The organism is Bradyrhizobium sp. cir1, from assembly GCF_014198245.1.
Lineage (GTDB): Bacteria > Pseudomonadota > Alphaproteobacteria > Rhizobiales > Xanthobacteraceae > Bradyrhizobium.
Genome location: NZ_JACIHE010000013.1, coordinates 124,694 through 140,768 on the forward strand (window position 1 = coordinate 124,694; position 16,075 = coordinate 140,768).

A 16,075-nucleotide genomic window follows, 5' to 3' on the forward strand; every position below is an offset into this window, starting at 1 on the left:
GACAGGCATCATCTAAAAACATGGCTCAGGCAAAACCGTCATCAGAAGGCCGCCCGCGCGGGCGGCCGCCGGTGCGCAGCGACGACGAGACGAAGCGGATCGTCATCGAGGCGGCGCGGCACGCTTTCGCCGTCGATGGCTACGCAGCAACCAGCACCGAAGAGCTGGCGCGCGGCGCCGGCATCTCCACCAAGACTCTCTATCGGCTGTTTCCGGGCAAGGCGGCGCTGTTCGAAGCGATGTGCGCGGACCGGCTCGACCGGTTGCTCTCCGACGTCAATCTTCAGGCCAACAATCAGGCCGACATCGAAACCGGCTTAGCTGCCGTGCTTGTCGCCTGTGCCGATCTCGCGCTCGATCCCGAGGTCGTGGCGCTGCAGCGTATGGTGCTGCAGCAGTCGGCCACGTTTCCCGACCTTGCCGCGAACTTTTACAGGGATGGCATCTCCCGTACCGCGGCGGCGCTCGCGGGCTGGCTCCGCGATCAAGTCAAGAAGAAGCGCATCGCACTCGATAACGTCGATGAAGCCGCCGGAATGATGATCGGCATGATGGTGTCAGCCCCGCAGCGCGCGGCGATCTACGCCGGCCTGACACTGCCCTCGCGCAAGGAGATCGAGAGGCGGGCGAAGGTATGCGCCGCAATTCTGCTCGACGGCTGTCGCGGGCCGTCGGGCAGTTAGCTCTGGCAGGCTTTGACAACCGGCCAGGGCTCGATTATATATTTCGCATGCGAAATAATGAGGCTGCAGCGAAGCACCATCGGCTGATCTATTTGCTCAACGTCGCGCAACGCCGCTTGCAGCGCTGGATGGCGGCGCAGCCTTCGAACGAGGTGACGCCGGCGCAGGCCGGGCTGCTGTTCATCCTCGGCAGGCAGGACGGCGTCCTGATGGGCGAGGCGGGCGCGGCGCTCGACATGGGGCCGGCCGGCATTTCCGGGCTGGTCGATCGCAGCGCTGCGGCGAGGCTGGTCGAGCGCCGGGCCGATCGCGACGATGGACGTGCCTTTCGCGTGTGGCTGACGCCGAAGGGACGTACCGTGCTGACACAGGCGAAGACCGACGCGGCCAGGATCAACGCGGTGCTGACGGACGGATTTACGGCTGCGGAGATCGACATCGTCGCGCGCTGGCTGACCAGCGTTCAGGACAAGTTTCCAAGAGACGCCACAAAAGACCAAGAGGATTAAGGAGAGAGCAATGACCGAGCATGTCAGGATCGAGAACAACGGCGGAATTCTCACCCTCACGCTGGCGCGCCCCGACAAGAAGAACGCGCTGACCGACGCGATGTACGGCAAGCTCGCCGACACTATCGAATCCGCCGAGTTCGATCCGTCCGCCCGCGTCATCCTGATCCGCGGCGAGGGCGACATGTTCACCGCCGGCAACGATGTCGGCGAGTTCGCGGCGGTTGCATCCGGCAAGTCGGAAGGCAGCCGCAACGTCGTCCGCTTCATCCAGTCGCTGGCGCGCTGCACCCGGCCGCTGGTCGCCGCCGTGCAGGGCCGCGCCGTCGGCGTCGGCACCACGATGCTGCTGCATAGCGACCTCGTCGTGCTCGCCGACAACGCGCAATTGTCGACGCCCTTCGTCAGCCTCGCGCTGGTGCCGGAAGCCGCCTCCAGCCTTTTGATGCCGGCGCGCATCGGCTATGCGCGCGCCTATGAGATGTTCGCGCTGGGCGAGACCGTGCCGGCCAAGGCCGCGCTGGAATGGGGCCTCGCCAACCGCGTCGTCCCGCTCGACAAGCTAGATACCGAGGCCCTGGCGCTGGCGCAGCGGCTCGCTCGCCAGCCGGCCGGCGCGCTCACCGCCACCAAGAAGCTGATGCGCAACGGCGAGGCGCTGGTCGCGCAGATGCAGGCGGAAGGCGAGCAGTTCGCGCAGCGCCTGCGCACCGCTGAGGCGCGCGAGGCATTCACGGCGTTCGCCGAGCGCCGTCCGCCCGATTTCACGAAAGTCGCCTAACGAGCCCGGCCTGGCGCAAGCGGAAAGCTGGTATTTAATTACAACCTTAACGAAACATTGGCATGTCGCAATGCAAGGTGGCCGCTATTGAAGAATAGGCCCCCTGGCTCATGGCAATTTTTAAGAAATCGGTAAGCACGCTGCTCCTGGTGCTGATGGCGCTCCTGGCTGCCGGTGCGCTGACCAGCACCGCGATCCAGATGGTCGGCGCCTTCGGCCGCTATAGCGACAGCCTGGAAACGGCCCGCCTTGCCGCCGCGGACAAGGCGATCTTCCATGGCGTGCTCGCATTGCGCACCAATCGTGGCGATGCCCAGAGCGCCATCCTTGGCGAGGACGATCCCAAGGCAAAACTTGCCGAAGCGGAAAACGCGGAACAGGCCGGTTATGACGGCATTGTCGCCGCGCTCTCCACCATTGAATTCGCTCGCCGCGATGAACTCGCCAGCACGCTGAAGCAGCGTTGGAACGACGCCGCGCCGCAGTTCCAGCTGTTCTACGACGAAGCCAAGCGTCCGCGCGCCGAGCGCAAGATCGAGCGGACCAATTCCTGGTACGATGCCGTCTCCAAGGTCATCGACACCGCGAATCTCGCCTCCACCGCGGTGTCGAACCGTGCCTGGATGAATGATCCCTACATCGCCCGCATGATCCAGGTCCGCCGCTTCGCCTGGCAGGTGCGCGACCGCTATGGCATCCATTGTTCGTCGCTTCGCTCGAACGTCAACAGCAGCAGGCCGCTCGACGAGGCCCAGAAGCGGTCGGTGGCGCAGTGGGATGGCACCATCACCTCCGGCTGGGCGGGCATGGCTGAGTTACTGGCTGCGCCCGATGTGACGTCAGAGCTGGTTGCGGCCGCGTCGGATGCGAAAGCCAAGACCGACGGCGTCCTCAAGCAGATCAACGACCTCACCAAGAATTTCGACGGCAGCGGCAAGCCTGCGATGCCTGCTTCGGAGTGGAACATGCTTTGCCAGTTGCCGTTCCCGCTCATTGTCGGGGTCGCGACCAAGGCCCTCGACCAGTCGATCGCGCGTGCGGAGACGGTTCAGGCGAAGGCGCTCACCAACCTCATCGTGCAATCGCTGGCGTTCCTGCTGGCGCTGGCGGTGACCCTCGCCGGCGTCTATGTGGTGCGCAGTCGCCTGATGCGCCCGGTGCGCGCCATCCTCGATGCCATCGCGCGGATCGGCGCGCGCGACTACGCGACGCCGGTTCCGCAATCCCGCTATCCCGACGAGTTCGGCACCATGGCGGCAGCGCTCGAAAGCCTGCGCGAAAGCGCGGCGACCGCGGAGCGTCTCGGCCAGGAACGCGAATCGCAGCAGGCGCTGCAACTCGCCCGCTCCGGCACCGTGGATGCGGCGTGCCGCAGCTTCGACGACACCGTGCAGGCCGTCATCCAGGGCGTTGCGGCGTCGGCGAAGGAGCTTGATACGACCGCAACCGGCGTGCGCTCGCTGGTTGCGGAATCGAGCAGCCAGACCGCGGCGGTGTCCTCGGCGGCCGAGCAGGCCACCAACAATCTCGAGACCATCGCGGCCGCGACCGAGGAGCTCTCCGCCTCCGTCGGCGAGATTTCCGCGCAGGTGCAGTCGAGCGCCCGCGAGGCCCGCGAGGCCGTGGCGCAGGCCGAGCAGACCAATGCGACGGTCGAGATCCTCGACCAGACCGCGAGCCGCATCAGCGAAGTCGTGAAGATGATCCACGCCATCGCCGGCCAGACCAACCTCCTGGCGCTGAACGCCACCATCGAAGCCGCGCGTGCGGGTGAGGCCGGCCGTGGCTTCGCCGTGGTCGCCGGCGAGGTCAAGAGCCTCGCCGCGCAGACGGCGACGGCGACCGAGGAGATCTCCCGCCAGGTCGAGGAGATCCAGGGTGCGACCGGTCAGGCGGTGACCGCGATCCGCTCCATCGGCGGTGCCATCAGCGGCATCGACGAGAAGATGACGGCGATTGCCGCCGCCGTCGAACAGCAGCGCGCGGCCACCACCGAGATCTCGCGCAACTTCCAGCAGGCCGCGCAAGGCACCCGCGAGGTCACCGACACCATCGGCAGCGTCGCGAGACTCAACCAGGAGACCGGCAATGCCGGCACGGTGCTGTCGGAATCCGTGAAGAAGATGTCGGCCGATGCCGATCGTCTCCGCGTCGCGGTCGAAGGCTTCCTGGGAGCCGTGAAGACCGCGTAACTTCGCTCATCCTCCATCCTGACGTCGCGCGGGCATTGCCGCCGGTCCGCGCGGCGGGTACATCTGTGCCGCCGCGCCCGTATGCGGCGACAGACGCAAGACATATCAGGGATGGAGAGTTCGATGCCGGTCACCCCACACAAGGCCCAGCGCCCCTATCGCGGCGTGTTCCCGGTCGCGCCCACCATCTTCGACGAGCGCGGCGAGCTCGACCTCGAGGGCCAGCGTCGCTGCATCGACTTCATGATCGACGCCGGCTCGCACGGTCTCTGCATCCTCGCCAACTTCTCCGAGCAGTTCGTGCTCACTGATGCCGAGCGCGAAACCGTGATGCACGCGGTGCTGGAACATGTCGCGGGCCGGGTTCCCGTGATCGTGACCACCACCCATTTCAGCTCGGCCGTCTGCGCCGCGCGCAGCAAGCAGGCCGAGGCGGCCGGCGCCGCCATGGTGATGGTGATGCCGCCCTATCATGGCGCGACTTTTCGCGTGCCGGAGAAGGGCATCGTCGAATTCTTCAAGGTACTCTCGGGCGCGATCAACATTCCCATCATGATCCAGGATGCGCCGGTCGCCGGCACGCCGCTGTCGGTCGAGCTGCTGGCGCGGCTGTCACGAGAATTCTCGAACATCCGCTATTTCAAGATCGAGGTTCCCGGCGCGGCTGCAAAGCTCCGCAGCCTGATCGAAGCGGGCGGCAAGGACATTGAGGGACCCTGGGACGGCGAGGAGGCGATCACGCTGCTGGCCGATCTCGACGCCGGCGCCACCGGCGCCATGACCGGGGGCGGCTATCCCGACGGCATCCGCCAGATCATCGATCCCTATTTCGCCGGAAAGCGCGAGGAGGCCAAGGCGGCCTACGAGCGCTGGCTGCCGCTGATCAACTACGAGAATCGCCAATGCGGCCTGATCGCCTGCAAGGTGATGATGCAGGCCGGCGGCGTCATCAAGTCGGAGGCCGTGCGGCATCCCTTGCAGCCGCTGCATCCGGCGACGCGGGCAGGGCTATTGGAGCTCGCCGAGGAGCGCGATGCACTGGCGCTGCGGTGGGGGAAATAGGTCTTTCCCCGTCATTGCGAGGAGCGACTTGTCCGCCGTAGCTCGAAGAGCGAAGGCGGCAGCGACGAAGCAATCCAGACTGTTTCCGCGGAGAAAGCCTGGATTGCTTCGCTTCGCTCGCAATGACGGGGCCGCCCAATTTCGGCTGAAGGCGTCGAATTAGCGCGGTCCGGGCCGTTTCCCAAAGCCCTGCGATGGCATATTGTACACTCGCCAACCGGCCCTGCGGAGCAATCGCGACACATCGAACACCTCTTCATTATGCCGTTATCCCGAGCCAGGTTGGCGCGAACCGACAGAACAGGGAGGCAGTGCCATGACGATGAGGCCGGATCCCACCTTTCACGCATCGCCCAAGCTTGCGATGGAAGCGCCTGCGGAGAACTTCGCCTACACGTTGCTGCTCAGTCCGGGCTTCTCGAAGCCGGATGCTCTCGCGGTCATCGACGTCAAGCCGGGATCGCCGACCTACAGCCAGATCGTTCACACCGTGACGATGCCCAACAAGGGCGATGAGTTTCATCACTTCGGCTGGAATGCCTGCTCCTCCGCCCTGTCGCCGCTCGCCGGACACGCCTTCATCGAGCGGCGCTATCTCATCATCCCCGGGCTGCGCTCGTCGCGGATCTACATCATCGATACCAAGCCGGATCCGACCAAAGCCAAAATCCACAAGATCATCGAACCGGAGGAGGTCTTCAAGAAGACCGGCTACTCGCGGCCGCATACCATCCATTGCGGGCCGGACGGCATCTATGTGAGCACGCTGGGCGGCGGCGGCAAGGACGGCACCAACGGACCGCCAGGTGTCTTCATCATGGATTGCGAGACGTTCGAGGTCCTTGGACGATGGGAGATCGACCGTGGCCCGCAGACACTGCATTATGATTTCTGGTGGAATCTGCCGCGCGACTACATGGTGACGAGCGAATGGGCGTTGCCGCCGCAGTTCGAGAACGGGATCGTCCCTGAAGATCTGCTTGCGAACAAATATGGCCATCGTCTCCACTTCTGGGACCTTCGCGCCCGTCGCAACGTCCAGACCATCGACCTCGGCGCCAATCATCAGATGGCGCTGGAGGTGCGGCCCGCGCACGATCCGGTTCGCGAATACGGCTTCGTCGGCGTCGTGGTCGACACCACCAACCTCGAAGCATCGATCTGGACCTGGTGGCGCGAAGACGGAAAATTCCATGCCGAGAAGACGGCGACGATCCCTCCCGAACCCGCGCCAAAAGAGAAGCTCCCGCCGCTGCTGCAGGGATTTGGCGCCGTGCCGCCGCTGGTGACCGACATCGACCTGTCGATGGACGACCGGTTTCTCTATGTCTCGTGCTGGGGCACGGGTGAAATGCGCCAGTACGACGTCAGTGATCCCAGAAAGCCGAAGCTTGCGGGCTCCGTCCACATCGGAGGGATCGCGCGCCGCACGCCCCATCCGAACGGCAAGGCCTTTGCGGCGGGTCCGCAGATGGTTGAGATCAGCCGCGACGGCAGGCGCGTGTATTGGACCAATTCGCTCTATTCCACCTGGGACGACCAGTTCTATCCCGACGGGGTTCCGGGCGTGGAAGTCATGGCCAATGTCGGTCGCAATGGCGGCCTCGAGCTCGACAAGGACTATTTCGTGAGCTTCCCCGACGGATATCGCGCGCATCAGATCAGGCTCGAGGGCGGCGATTGTTCGACGGACTCCTTTTGCTACCCGTCGGTCTAGATGGGATGCCTGCGAGCCCGGCGCTTGGCTGGCTGTGGCTCGCGCTTGTCGCGAGCGGTCTCTACCACGGGATCAATCCGGGAATGGGGTGGCCGCTCGCCGTTTCTGCCGGGCTCCTGGACAAGAGCCCGCGCGCGCTCTTCCGTGCATTGTGGGCGCTGGCGGCCGGGCATCTGCTGGCAACGCTTCTCGTGCTGCTGCCATTCGCGTTCCTGCTCGTGCTGGCCGAATGGCAGCGTCCGATCCAGCTCGGTGCGAGCCTTCTCGTCATCGGCTTTGGCGTCTACCGGCTGATCGACCGCCGTCATCCGCGCGCGCTGGCACGAATTCCGCCGACGCAATTGGCGCTCTGGTCGTTTGCCGTCGCCATTGCTCACGGCGCCGCCCTGATGCTCGTGCCGATCTACCTCGGGCTCTGCCAGGCCCTCGAGCTCGATGCCGGTCATGAGGCGGCGGGCGCGCTGATGAAGGCAAGTCTGGCGATGGCCGTGATGGTATCCCTGGTGCACGTGACCGCCATGGTCGGCGCCGGCGGATGTCTGGCGTGGCTGGTCTACCGCTATCTGGGATTGAAGTTCGTCTCGCGAAGCTGGTTCAATCTCGATGCAGTCTGGGCGATCAGTCTCGTTCTGGTCGGCGCGGTGGCGCTCGCCTTTAATCTGGTGAGCTGGCGCTGAGCTCTACCGCGTCAAAGCCCACTCGCCGATGATACGAAAGCGCGCCCTGGCATCATCCTGCTTGAACAGCGCGATGCGGTCGATCTCGATCGCATCTAGCTTCAGCCCCGCAAACCGCTCCCGCAGCATCTGCAGAATCGGCCCGCGCCGCTCCGCATCCAGTCGCCCCGTCAGCGTCATGTGGAAGCGGAATTCTTCCATCACGTAAGGATAGCCCCAGCGGTCGAGATAGTCGCGATGCCGCTCGCCAAGCTTCTCGGGCTTGCGCCGTGCGCGGTCTTCCGCCGTCAGCGGCGCACGGAAGGCGTCGAATTCGCGGACGCTATCGGCGGCAAGCTGCTGAAGTGCTTCGACCGGCTCGGCCGGAATGACGGCGATGAAGCCGCTGATGGCATCGACGATCGGGCGGATCACCGGAACGGGCCGCGCCTTGCCGGCGAAGGCCGCGCAGGCGGCGATCAGCTCCGCTTCAGTCTTGCCAGGCGCCAGCGCCATAGGCGCCTTCAGCGTGCCGTGAAAGCCGTATTTGCGAGGATCGGCGCTGACGTCGCGCCAGTCCGGAGCGACATGCAGTGCTTGCTGCGGAAACGGCAGCTCGTCGCCGGTATGGGCGTCGTAGCCGAGCAGCGCGGCGCCGAAGCGGGAGAGGGCACTGTCGCTGTCTGCGGCAAAATAGATCGCGTAGCGGGGAAAACCTGTCATCGCCTCAGCCTAGCCGATTCATGCTGCCGCGACAGCTTCGCGCGGTGCGGCCGCTGCTGCGAGCAGCCGCGTCGCATCGGTGAGATGCACGAGCTTTCCGCCTGATATCACCGCGACAAGCCGCGGCCGCAGCGGCGCGCTGTCGTCGACCAGCAGAATGTCGGCGCGGCGTCCTTGCGCGAGCTGGCCGCGATCGAAAAGGCCAGTCGCGCGTGCCGGGCCCGCCGAGACCAGATCCCAGGCCTTCGTCAGCGGCAGCACGCCGTCGGCGGCGAGGCGGAATGCGGCGAGCAGCTGTGCGGGATAGTAGTAGTCCGACGCCAGCACCGAGCAGAGTCCCTTGGCGATCATGTCGGACGCCCTGGTCCAGCCGGTATGGCTGCCGCCGCGCACGACGTTCGGCGCGCCGTAGACGATGGCATCGCCGTGGCTTGCCGCCGCCCGCGCGGTCTCCTCGTTGATCGGAAACTCCGCGATGTCAGCGCCCAGCTCGCGAAACTCCTGGCGCATCGCCGGTGTCGCATCGTCATGCGAGAGCATCCGCACCTCGGCCGCGCGGGCGGCCGCGGCCAGCCGTGACACCGAAGCCGGCACGTCAGCGGCGCGCGAGACCACCAGATCGACCAGCTTGTCAAAATCATCGCTCGATAGCCCGGTACGCTCCACCATGCGGTTGCGCTTGCGAGGCTTGGCCATGTCAGCGACGGTACCGTCCATGTGGTCGTTGAAGGCGAACAGGTCGACGCGACCCTCGCTCAGCCATTGAGCGATCTCGGCCTCGGCGTCGAGATTGTAGGTCTCGTGCCGCAGGTGGAAGCGGGTGTCGGCGGCAAATTGCGGGCGCTGCCGCTCGATCGCCTCCATCAGGCCGCGCGCGTTGTCGGCGCTGCGCAGGCCCGGCTCCCACGAGCAGGTCGTGGCGTGAAACACGGTGGTGATGCCGTTGCTGATGGCCTGGCGGTCGCTGTCGGCGAGCGCGACGTCGATCGGGAAGTCGACGCCGGCGCGCGGCATCATCTGCCGCTCGAAGGCATCGCCGTGCAGGTCGATGATGCCGGGCAGCACCAGCAGGTTGCGCGCATCGATCGCGAGCCGCGCGCGGCCGCGAGACGCCGCTACGTCCGCGATGTCCGGTCCGGACACTGCCAACGAAGTTTCAACGAGTTCAGTGCCGATCAGGGCCCGGCCGCCTTCAAGGAAAATGTCTGTCACGCGATGGCGCTTTTCTTGCTGCTGCGAGGGGAGCTTGCCCGTGCTTCATACGTGGCGAGGAAATCTTCAATCCCGAGCTTGCGGAAATCGGGCAGGGCTTCACGCAATTTGTCGTGATCCCAGTCCCACCAGGCGAGCCTTGCCAGCCGGTCGGCGATCTCTTCCGAGAACCGCCGTCGAACAATCCGCGCCGGATTGCCGGCGACGATGGTGTAGGCCGGCACGTCCTTGGTGACGATGGCGCCGGCCGCGATCACCGCGCCGGTGCCGATGTTGCGGCCCGGCAGCACGATCGCGCCATGGCCGATCCAGACATCGTGGCCGATGTGAACATGATGCTGGCGCCGCCAGTCGAAGAACTCGTTGTCGTCGCTCTCACCTTCGAAATAGGCGCTGGAACGATAGGTGAAATGGGCCTGCGTCGCGCGGTGCATCGGATGGTTGCCGGGATTGACGCGCGTCATCGCCGCGATCGAGCAGAACTTTCCGATGGTCGTGTAGGTGATCTGGGCGTCGTTCACGACATAGGAGTAATCGCCCATCGTGACCTCGTGCAGGATGGTGCGTGCGCCGACCTCGGTGTAGGCGCCGAGCCTGGTCTCATGGAGTTTCGCGGAAGCGTCGATGGTCGGTTGGACTGAAAGCACCTTGCCGGCCATGTTGCGTCCGAACGTTCGAGGGCGGGCAATCCTCTTCGAGTGGCTTGATGACAATATCACGACATGGCGATGACAGGGGATGAGGTGTGTAGGATCGCCGCACTGCAACGCGCGTGTCACACAAGTGTCAAGCGCCGGCGTTAGCGGTTGGCTCCAGCTACTCTGGAGCCCTGCATGCTGGTGGTTGAAGGTCTGACGTGCCGCTTTGGCGCAAAAGCCGCGGTGGACGACGCTTCGTTTCAAATCTCCCCCGGCGGTTTCGTCGGTGTGATCGGACGGTCCGGCGCCGGCAAGTCGACGCTGCTGCGGACCATCAACCGCCTGGTGACGCCGACTGAGGGGCGCATCCTGTTCGACGGCACCGACGTGACCGCGTTGCGCGGCAAGGAGCTGCGGCAGTGGCGCGCCCGCTCGGCGATGATCTTTCAGCAGTTCAACCTGGTCGGCCGGCTCGACGTCCTCACCAACGTCCTGATGGGACGCCTCGCGACGATGCCGGCCTGGCGCTCGCTGTCGCAGATCTGGCCCGAGCAGGACAAGGCGCTGGCGATGTCCGCGCTCGAGCAATTCGACATCGCCTCGCTCGCCGCCCAGCGCGCCGACCAGCTCTCCGGCGGTCAGCAGCAGCGCGTCGCGATCGCCCGCGCGCTGGTGCAGCAGCCCGACATCATCCTCGCCGACGAGCCGATCGCCTCGCTCGACCCGCGCAACACCAAGATCGTGATGGACGCGCTTCTGCGCATCAACAAGCACTTCGGCATCACCGTGCTCTGCAATCTGCATTCGCTCGATCTCGCTCGCACCTATTGCGACCGCCTGATCGGCATGGCCGCCGGCCGCGTGGTGTTCGACGGCGCGCCGTCCGCGCTGACCGACCACGTTGCGCGTGAGCTCTACGATCTCGAAGCCGCCGACGTCATGGGTGGCCTGCCTGTCCCGGCGCCCGAGGGCGTGCCGGCGCTCGGAACCGCCGCGGCGGCCTGAACCACGCCGCATCTTTTGTTGCCAGTATTGCGTCAACCGACCCCAACCGATGAAGAGGGTATCATGTTCACTCGCAGACTAGTTCTTGCCGGCGCCGCCGCGCTCGCCTTCACTGCTTCCGCGTCCGCCGACGACTGGAAGGCCAAATATCCCGAGCTGACCTTCGCGGTCGTCCCGGCCGAGAACGCCTCGGGCGTCACCGAGCGTTGGGCGCCGTTCGTGAGCTATCTCTCCAAGGAACTGGGCGTGAAGGTCACGCTGCGCATCGCCAACGACTACGCCGCCGTCATCGAGGGCCAGCGCGCCGGCAACATCCACATCGCCAGCTATGGCTCGGCCTCGTTCGCCCGCGCCCGCCTGACCGGTGTCAAGACCGACGCCTTCGCCAACGACATCAACGCCGACGGCTCGACCGGCTATTACTCGGTGTTCTTCGTCAAGGCGAGCAGCGCCTACAAGAAGGTCGATGACCTCAAGGGCAAGAACCTCGGCCTCGTCGACCCGAACTCGACCTCGGGCAACAACGTGCCGCGCTTCGAGCTCGACAAGATGGGTATCCCGGATGCCGACGGCTATTTCAGCAAGGTCGTCTTCACCGGCAGCCACGAGAACGCGATGCTGGCGCTGGCGCAGGGCACGGTCGACGTCGCCGCCAACCAGTGGACCAGCGACGACGATTCCACGCTGGCACAGATGCTGACCAAGGGCATGCTGAAGAACGCCGACGGCTCGGCGATGAAGAAGGACGATTTCCGCATCATCCACAAGTCGGCGCCGATCATCAACGGCCCCTATGCCTACAATGCCGACCTGCCGGAAGACGCCAAGGCCGCCATCGCCAAGGCGTTCTTCGACGCGCCGGCCAAGGACAAGGCCGCGTTCGACCGTCTCTCCGACGGCCAGAAGAAGGGTTTTCATCCCGCCACCACCAAGGACTGGGATGGCACGATCGAGCTGATCAAGTTCGTCGATGCGCTGCGTAAGAAGAAGGCGTCCTGAGCTTTCGGGACGAGCAACTCGAGCCGGGTCGATGGACCCGGCTCTTTCTCTTTTGATCGGCCACTCTTCCTGACCAGATGACCGTCGCGGTTTCGATCCTCCCCGAGCAGCAGCTGGCCGCGCTCAACGCCGCCTATCGCCAGGCGGTCTCGCGCAGGCGGCTTCGTCTGCTGTTGGGCGCCGCGATCTTTGCCGCAGCGCTGGCACTCGCCGCGATCGGCGCCGAAGTGAATTTGCGCACGCTGTTCACCTATTTCGGCAACTTCATCAGCTATTTCGACCGCATCCTCACGCTCGAGAATGGCCAGCGGGTCTGGACCGATGTCGGCGAGTGGTTCTGGGGCTGGCGCAAATGGCTGAAGATGCTGGGTGAGACCCTGCTGATCTCGTATGTCGGCACGCTGATCGGCGCGACTTTCGCATTCTGCCTGAATTTCTTCGCGGCCGAAAACACCTCGCCGGCCCCCTGGCTGCGCTTCGTCGTCCGGCGCCTGCTGGAATTCGCCCGCACGGTTCCCGGCATCGTCTTCGCGCTGGTCTTCGTCATCGCCTTCGGGCTCGGACCGATGGCGGGCGTGCTGGCGATCGCAATCCACTCCACCGGCGCGCTCGGAAAGCTGTTCTCGGAGATCGTCGAGAACGCAGACATGAAGCCGGTCGAGGGCATCCGCTCGACCGGGGCGAGCTGGCTCTCCTGCATGCGCTTCGCCATCGTGCCGCAGGTCACGGCCGGCTATGCCAGCTACGCGCTGCTGCGCTTCGAGATCAATGTCCGCGAAGCCTCCGTGATGGGCTTTGTCGGCGCCGGCGGCATCGGCCAGGAGCTCGTCGTCGCCATCCGCAAGTTCTACTATTCGGACGTCAGCGCCATCCTGCTCACCATCATCGTCACGGTCTTCATCATCGACATCACCACCGGCTGGCTGCGCAGCCGCCTGTTCGGCAAGGAGGCGCGGACGTGACGAAGCCGCAGCAGGTCGACACGCAAGAGCTTCGCGCGCGCTACCCCGACGTATTCGCCCGGCCGGCCTCGGCGCGGCTCGCAACGCCGGCGATGATCGTCGTGGCGCTCGCGATCCTGATTTATGGCCTCGTCGATCTCGACTTCTCGCCGTCGCGCTTCTTCGCTGGGCTGAGCCAGCTTGGCTGGATCAGCCTGATGATGATCCCGCCGGATCCCGGCTCCTCCCTGCCGATCTATCTGAAGGCGCTGGGCGAGACGCTCTCGATCGCGCTGCTCGGGACGACGCTGGCCGCCATCTTCGCGCTGCCGGTCAGCCTGCTCGCCGCTCGCAACATCGTGCCGTCCAACATTGTGCGCTTCCCGATCCGCCGCTTCCTCGACTCGATCCGCGGCGTCGACACGCTGATCTGGGCGCTGGTGTGGATCAACGTCGTCGGCCTCGGCCCATTCGCCGGCGTGCTCGCCATCGCCGTGTCGGATTTCGGCGCGTTCGGAAAGCTGTTCTCGGAGGCGATCGAGGGCGCCGACCAGAAGCAGGTCGAAGGCATCCGCGCCTCCGGCGGCAGTGCGCTGCACGAGATCCGCTTCGGCCTGTTGCCGCAGGTCCTGCCCGTGATCGCCGGCCAGGTGCTCTATTTCATCGAATCCAACACGCGCTCGGCCACCATCATCGGCATCGTCGGCGCCGGCGGCATCGGCCTCCAACTCGCCGAACAGATCCGCGTGCTGGAATGGCAGAAAGTGTCGTTCCTGATCCTGATGATCCTGGTCGCCGTCGCGGCGATCGATTTCATCTCGGGCAAGCTGCGCTTTGCGATCATCGGGCGAAGGGCCGTGGCTTGAGTTCTTCGCCTCTCCCCGCCTGCGGGGAGAGGCCGGAATTTGCGAAGCAAATTCCGGGTGAGGGGGACTCTCCGCGAGTCCGTCTCTCACCGTCATTGCGGAAGCAGCCCCTCACCCCAACCCTCTCCCCGTAAGAACGGGGAGAGGGAGAACAGGCGGCCTCACCCGTTCTCGACCAAGAACTCCACCCGCTCCGCGGCAAACCGCGAATGCTTCGTCACCAGCGGCTTGCCGGCGAGGTCGTGGTCGGTGGCATCGACCACCAGGATCGGCCGCCCCAGCGGCAGATCGAGCCGCGCGGCATCGGTGGCATCGACGATGCCGGCGGTGATCCGGGTCGCGCCGCGGCGATAGTCGCGCACGCCAAAATGCTCGAGCAGCTTCGTCATCGAGCGCGTTGCGGCGAACACCTCGCCGGCGCCCGGAAATTGTTCCGCTGATAGCCAGGTGGTGGAGACGCAGATCGGCGTGCGGTCGGCGAGGCGGATCGCTTCGATCCGCACCAAGGGCGCGCCGGTCTTCAGTCCCAGCTCGCGCGCGAGTTCGCGCGTCGCGACGTCATCGGTCGCCTCGATCAGCCGGCCATGCGGCTCGCGGCCATCAGCGCCGACGATCTCGGAGAAGCGCGTGCGCGAGCGCAAGGGATAAGCGAGCTTCTGCGCCTCGACATAGGTTCCGCTGCCGCGCTCGGCGCGCACCAGGCCGCGCTCGGCGAGGGCGGCCAGCGCCCGCCGCACGGTGTGGCGGTTCACGCGATAGGTTTCGGCGATCTCCATCTCGCCCGGCAGCTTGTCGCCGGCCGCAAAGCGGCCGTCGGCGATGCCGCGCTCGATGCCGTCGGCGACGAGGCGCCACAACGCGACGCCCGAAGAGGCTGTGTCCTGCATGCTCATGTCGTCGGTCAGCCTAGCGCGAAAATCACATCATTGTCACGAAACAGTCATGGCGCATCCGTATGAAGTTGTCTATTATCATAGACAACTTGGATTCGGCAAGTTCTGTAGAAACGTTCGGTGGATCAGGTGACCCAGCACAATACCCAGCAAGCCCAGCGCAAGGCCGCGATGGCCGTGCTGGCGCACGCGGAGGCGGGCGAGATCGCCGCCCGCCTCCGCGATCTCGCTCTGCCGGCTCATCAGGATCTGCGTGCGCCGGAGAACGGCCTCGTGATGCTGCGCGGCCGGGTCGGCGGTGACGGTGCGCCGTTCAACCTCGGCGAAGCCACGGTGTCGCGCGCGGCGGTGAGGCTCGCGAGCGGCGAGGTCGGCTTCGGCTACACGCTCGGGCGCGACGGTGAGAAGGCGCGGCTGATCGCGCTGTGCGATGCGCTGGTGCAGTCCCGCGATTTCGGCGGGCTCGTCGAGCGCAGCGTTATCGCGCCGTTGCGCGAGCAGCTTATGGTCAGGCGGACGCGGGCGGCGGAAGAGACCGCCGCGACGAAGGTTGATTTCTACACCATGGTGCGCGGTGAGGGGTGAGATCATGACCACGATTGCGGAACTGCCGCCGGGTTTCGCCGACAAGGTCTTGTCGGCGCAATCGACCTTTCGTTCGGTCATGGACGCGATGGCGCGGCCGGGCTCGGTCCAGCGCATCGTGCCGATGGCGGGAGCGCCCGGCATGATGATGCGCGGCACCGCCGCGATCGCACTGACGCTGTTCGACCACGACACGCCGCTCTGGCTCGATGCGCGGATGTCGGAAAGCTCGGACGTGACCAAGTGGCTTAAGTTCCATACCGGCGCGCCGGTGGTGCAGGATTCCTCGATCGCTTCGTTCGCGCTCATCAGCGACGGTGGTGCGTTGCCTTCGCTCGAGCGCTTCGCGCTCGGCACCGGCGAATATCCGGACCGTTCGACCACGGTGATCATTCAGGTCGATAGCCTGAGCTCCGGTCGCGGCTTCGAGCTGCGCGGCCCCGGCATCGATGGGGTCGCGACGCTGCAGGCGTCGATCAAGCCGTTCGACCTGTTCGAGCGCCTGCGCATGAACGAGGCGCTGTTTCCGCGCGGCATCGACGTGGTGCTGGTCGCAGATGACGCCGTGGTCGCGATCCCCCGCACCACGCGCGTCGTGAGCAAGGGAAGCTGA

17 protein-coding genes are annotated in these 16,075 nt (G+C 65.6%); 13 read left to right on the forward strand and 4 right to left on the reverse strand.

Annotated elements, in window-relative coordinates; translation table 11 throughout:
- Positions 1-71: 71 nt before the first annotated feature.
- From GGD63_RS24725 to GGD63_RS24755, 7 genes are all read left to right on the forward strand, one after another.
- Positions 72-683: a TetR/AcrR family transcriptional regulator gene (locus GGD63_RS24725; protein WP_409334092.1), complete on the forward strand. Its 612-nt coding sequence runs from the start codon at positions 72-74 to the stop codon at positions 681-683.
- Positions 684-730: 47 nt separating this feature from the next.
- Positions 731-1,192, forward strand: coding sequence for a MarR family winged helix-turn-helix transcriptional regulator (locus GGD63_RS24730; RefSeq protein ID WP_183245762.1), 462 nt, complete (start codon positions 731-733; stop codon positions 1,190-1,192).
- 10 nt (positions 1,193-1,202) lie between these two features.
- Entirely contained in the window at positions 1,203-1,973 is a 771-nt protein-coding gene (locus GGD63_RS24735; protein WP_183245763.1) for an enoyl-CoA hydratase, read from the forward strand.
- A gap of 110 nt (positions 1,974-2,083) precedes the next feature.
- On the forward strand, positions 2,084-4,165 hold the full coding sequence (locus tag GGD63_RS24740; protein ID WP_183245764.1) for a methyl-accepting chemotaxis protein: 2,082 nt from the start codon (positions 2,084-2,086) through the stop codon (positions 4,163-4,165).
- Between the two features lie 123 nt (positions 4,166-4,288).
- A complete protein-coding gene (locus GGD63_RS24745) occupies positions 4,289-5,227 on the forward strand; it encodes a dihydrodipicolinate synthase family protein (RefSeq protein WP_183245765.1) in 939 nt (312 codons plus the stop codon).
- A 316-nt stretch (positions 5,228-5,543) separates the two neighbouring features.
- Positions 5,544-6,944 carry a selenium-binding family protein gene (locus GGD63_RS24750; protein WP_183245766.1) on the forward strand — a complete coding sequence of 467 codons (1,401 nt, stop codon included), beginning with the start codon at positions 5,544-5,546 and terminating at the stop codon, positions 6,942-6,944.
- Positions 6,945-6,949: 5 nt separating this feature from the next.
- Positions 6,950-7,621 (forward strand): hypothetical protein, encoded by a 672-nt coding sequence (locus GGD63_RS24755; protein ID WP_183245767.1) that lies wholly within the window; start codon positions 6,950-6,952, stop codon positions 7,619-7,621.
- A gap of 3 nt (positions 7,622-7,624) precedes the next feature.
- On the opposite strand, the gene GGD63_RS24760 is transcribed toward GGD63_RS24755, so the two are convergent.
- The 3 genes from GGD63_RS24760 to GGD63_RS24770 are packed head-to-tail and all read right to left on the reverse strand — an operon-like array spanning position 7,625 to position 10,194.
- Entirely contained in the window at positions 7,625-8,323 is a 699-nt protein-coding gene (locus tag GGD63_RS24760; protein WP_183245768.1) for a DUF1045 domain-containing protein, read from the reverse strand.
- A gap of 18 nt (positions 8,324-8,341) precedes the next feature.
- The gene (locus tag GGD63_RS24765; protein WP_183245769.1) at positions 8,342-9,535 is read right to left on the reverse strand and encodes an alpha-D-ribose 1-methylphosphonate 5-triphosphate diphosphatase; all 1,194 of its coding nucleotides are present in this window, start codon (positions 9,533-9,535) and stop codon (positions 8,342-8,344) included.
- The gene (locus GGD63_RS24770) at positions 9,532-10,194 is read right to left on the reverse strand and encodes a chloramphenicol acetyltransferase (RefSeq protein WP_183245770.1); all 663 of its coding nucleotides are present in this window, start codon (positions 10,192-10,194) and stop codon (positions 9,532-9,534) included. Before GGD63_RS24770 ends, GGD63_RS24765 begins: the two co-directional genes overlap by 4 nt.
- 174 nt (positions 10,195-10,368) lie before the next feature.
- Here GGD63_RS24770 and phnC point away from each other — a divergent pair, with 174 nt between their 5' ends.
- From phnC to phnE (GGD63_RS24790), 4 genes are all read left to right on the forward strand, one after another.
- Positions 10,369-11,178 carry a phosphonate ABC transporter ATP-binding protein gene (gene phnC, locus GGD63_RS24775; protein WP_183245771.1) on the forward strand — a complete coding sequence of 270 codons (810 nt, stop codon included), beginning with the start codon at positions 10,369-10,371 and terminating at the stop codon, positions 11,176-11,178.
- A 63-nt stretch (positions 11,179-11,241) separates the two neighbouring features.
- Positions 11,242-12,177, forward strand: a complete 936-nt coding sequence (gene phnD / locus GGD63_RS24780; protein WP_183245772.1) for a phosphonate ABC transporter substrate-binding protein — start codon at positions 11,242-11,244, stop codon at positions 12,175-12,177.
- 77 nt (positions 12,178-12,254) lie between these two features.
- Entirely contained in the window at positions 12,255-13,139 is an 885-nt protein-coding gene (gene phnE, locus GGD63_RS24785; RefSeq protein ID WP_183245773.1) for a phosphonate ABC transporter, permease protein PhnE, read from the forward strand.
- Positions 13,136-13,984 carry a phosphonate ABC transporter, permease protein PhnE gene (gene phnE, locus GGD63_RS24790; protein WP_183245774.1) on the forward strand — a complete coding sequence of 283 codons (849 nt, stop codon included), beginning with the start codon at positions 13,136-13,138 and terminating at the stop codon, positions 13,982-13,984. The genes phnE (GGD63_RS24785) and phnE (GGD63_RS24790) overlap by 4 nt, the downstream gene beginning before the upstream one ends.
- Positions 13,985-14,145: 161 nt before the next feature.
- Here phnE (GGD63_RS24790) and phnF read toward each other — a convergent pair whose 3' ends face one another.
- Positions 14,146-14,877, reverse strand: coding sequence for a phosphonate metabolism transcriptional regulator PhnF (gene phnF / locus GGD63_RS24795; protein ID WP_183245775.1), 732 nt, complete (start codon positions 14,875-14,877; stop codon positions 14,146-14,148).
- 120 nt (positions 14,878-14,997) lie between these two features.
- On the opposite strand from phnF, the gene phnG reads away from it, so the two are divergent.
- Together phnG and phnH are read left to right on the forward strand one after the other, a co-directional pair.
- Positions 14,998-15,462: a phosphonate C-P lyase system protein PhnG gene (gene phnG, locus GGD63_RS24800; protein ID WP_183245776.1), complete on the forward strand. Its 465-nt coding sequence runs from the start codon at positions 14,998-15,000 to the stop codon at positions 15,460-15,462.
- A gap of 4 nt (positions 15,463-15,466) precedes the next feature.
- A complete protein-coding gene (gene phnH / locus GGD63_RS24805; protein WP_183245777.1) occupies positions 15,467-16,075 on the forward strand; it encodes a phosphonate C-P lyase system protein PhnH in 609 nt (202 codons plus the stop codon).

Bases quoted from the DNA above. Each gene is read 5' to 3' on its own strand.
- GGD63_RS24730 (WP_183245762.1), top strand. From the start codon at position 731: ATGCGAAATAATGAGGCTGCAGCGAAGCACCATCGGCTGATCTATTTG.
- GGD63_RS24735 (WP_183245763.1), top strand. From the start codon at position 1,203: ATGACCGAGCATGTCAGGATCGAGAACAACGGCGGAATTCTCACCCTC.
- GGD63_RS24740 (WP_183245764.1), top strand. From the start codon at position 2,084: ATGGCAATTTTTAAGAAATCGGTAAGCACGCTGCTCCTGGTGCTGATG.
- GGD63_RS24745 (WP_183245765.1), top strand. From the start codon at position 4,289: ATGCCGGTCACCCCACACAAGGCCCAGCGCCCCTATCGCGGCGTGTTC.
- GGD63_RS24750 (WP_183245766.1), top strand. From the start codon at position 5,544: ATGACGATGAGGCCGGATCCCACCTTTCACGCATCGCCCAAGCTTGCG.
- GGD63_RS24755 (WP_183245767.1), top strand. From the start codon at position 6,950: ATGCCTGCGAGCCCGGCGCTTGGCTGGCTGTGGCTCGCGCTTGTCGCG.
- GGD63_RS24760 (WP_183245768.1), bottom strand. From the start codon at position 8,323: ATGACAGGTTTTCCCCGCTACGCGATCTATTTTGCCGCAGACAGCGAC.
- GGD63_RS24770 (WP_183245770.1), bottom strand. From the start codon at position 10,194: ATGGCCGGCAAGGTGCTTTCAGTCCAACCGACCATCGACGCTTCCGCG.
- phnC (WP_183245771.1), top strand. From the start codon at position 10,369: ATGCTGGTGGTTGAAGGTCTGACGTGCCGCTTTGGCGCAAAAGCCGCG.
- phnD (WP_183245772.1), top strand. From the start codon at position 11,242: ATGTTCACTCGCAGACTAGTTCTTGCCGGCGCCGCCGCGCTCGCCTTC.
- phnE (WP_183245773.1), top strand. From the start codon at position 12,255: ATGACCGTCGCGGTTTCGATCCTCCCCGAGCAGCAGCTGGCCGCGCTC.
- phnF (WP_183245775.1), bottom strand. From the start codon at position 14,877: ATGAGCATGCAGGACACAGCCTCTTCGGGCGTCGCGTTGTGGCGCCTC.
- phnH (WP_183245777.1), top strand. From the start codon at position 15,467: ATGACCACGATTGCGGAACTGCCGCCGGGTTTCGCCGACAAGGTCTTG.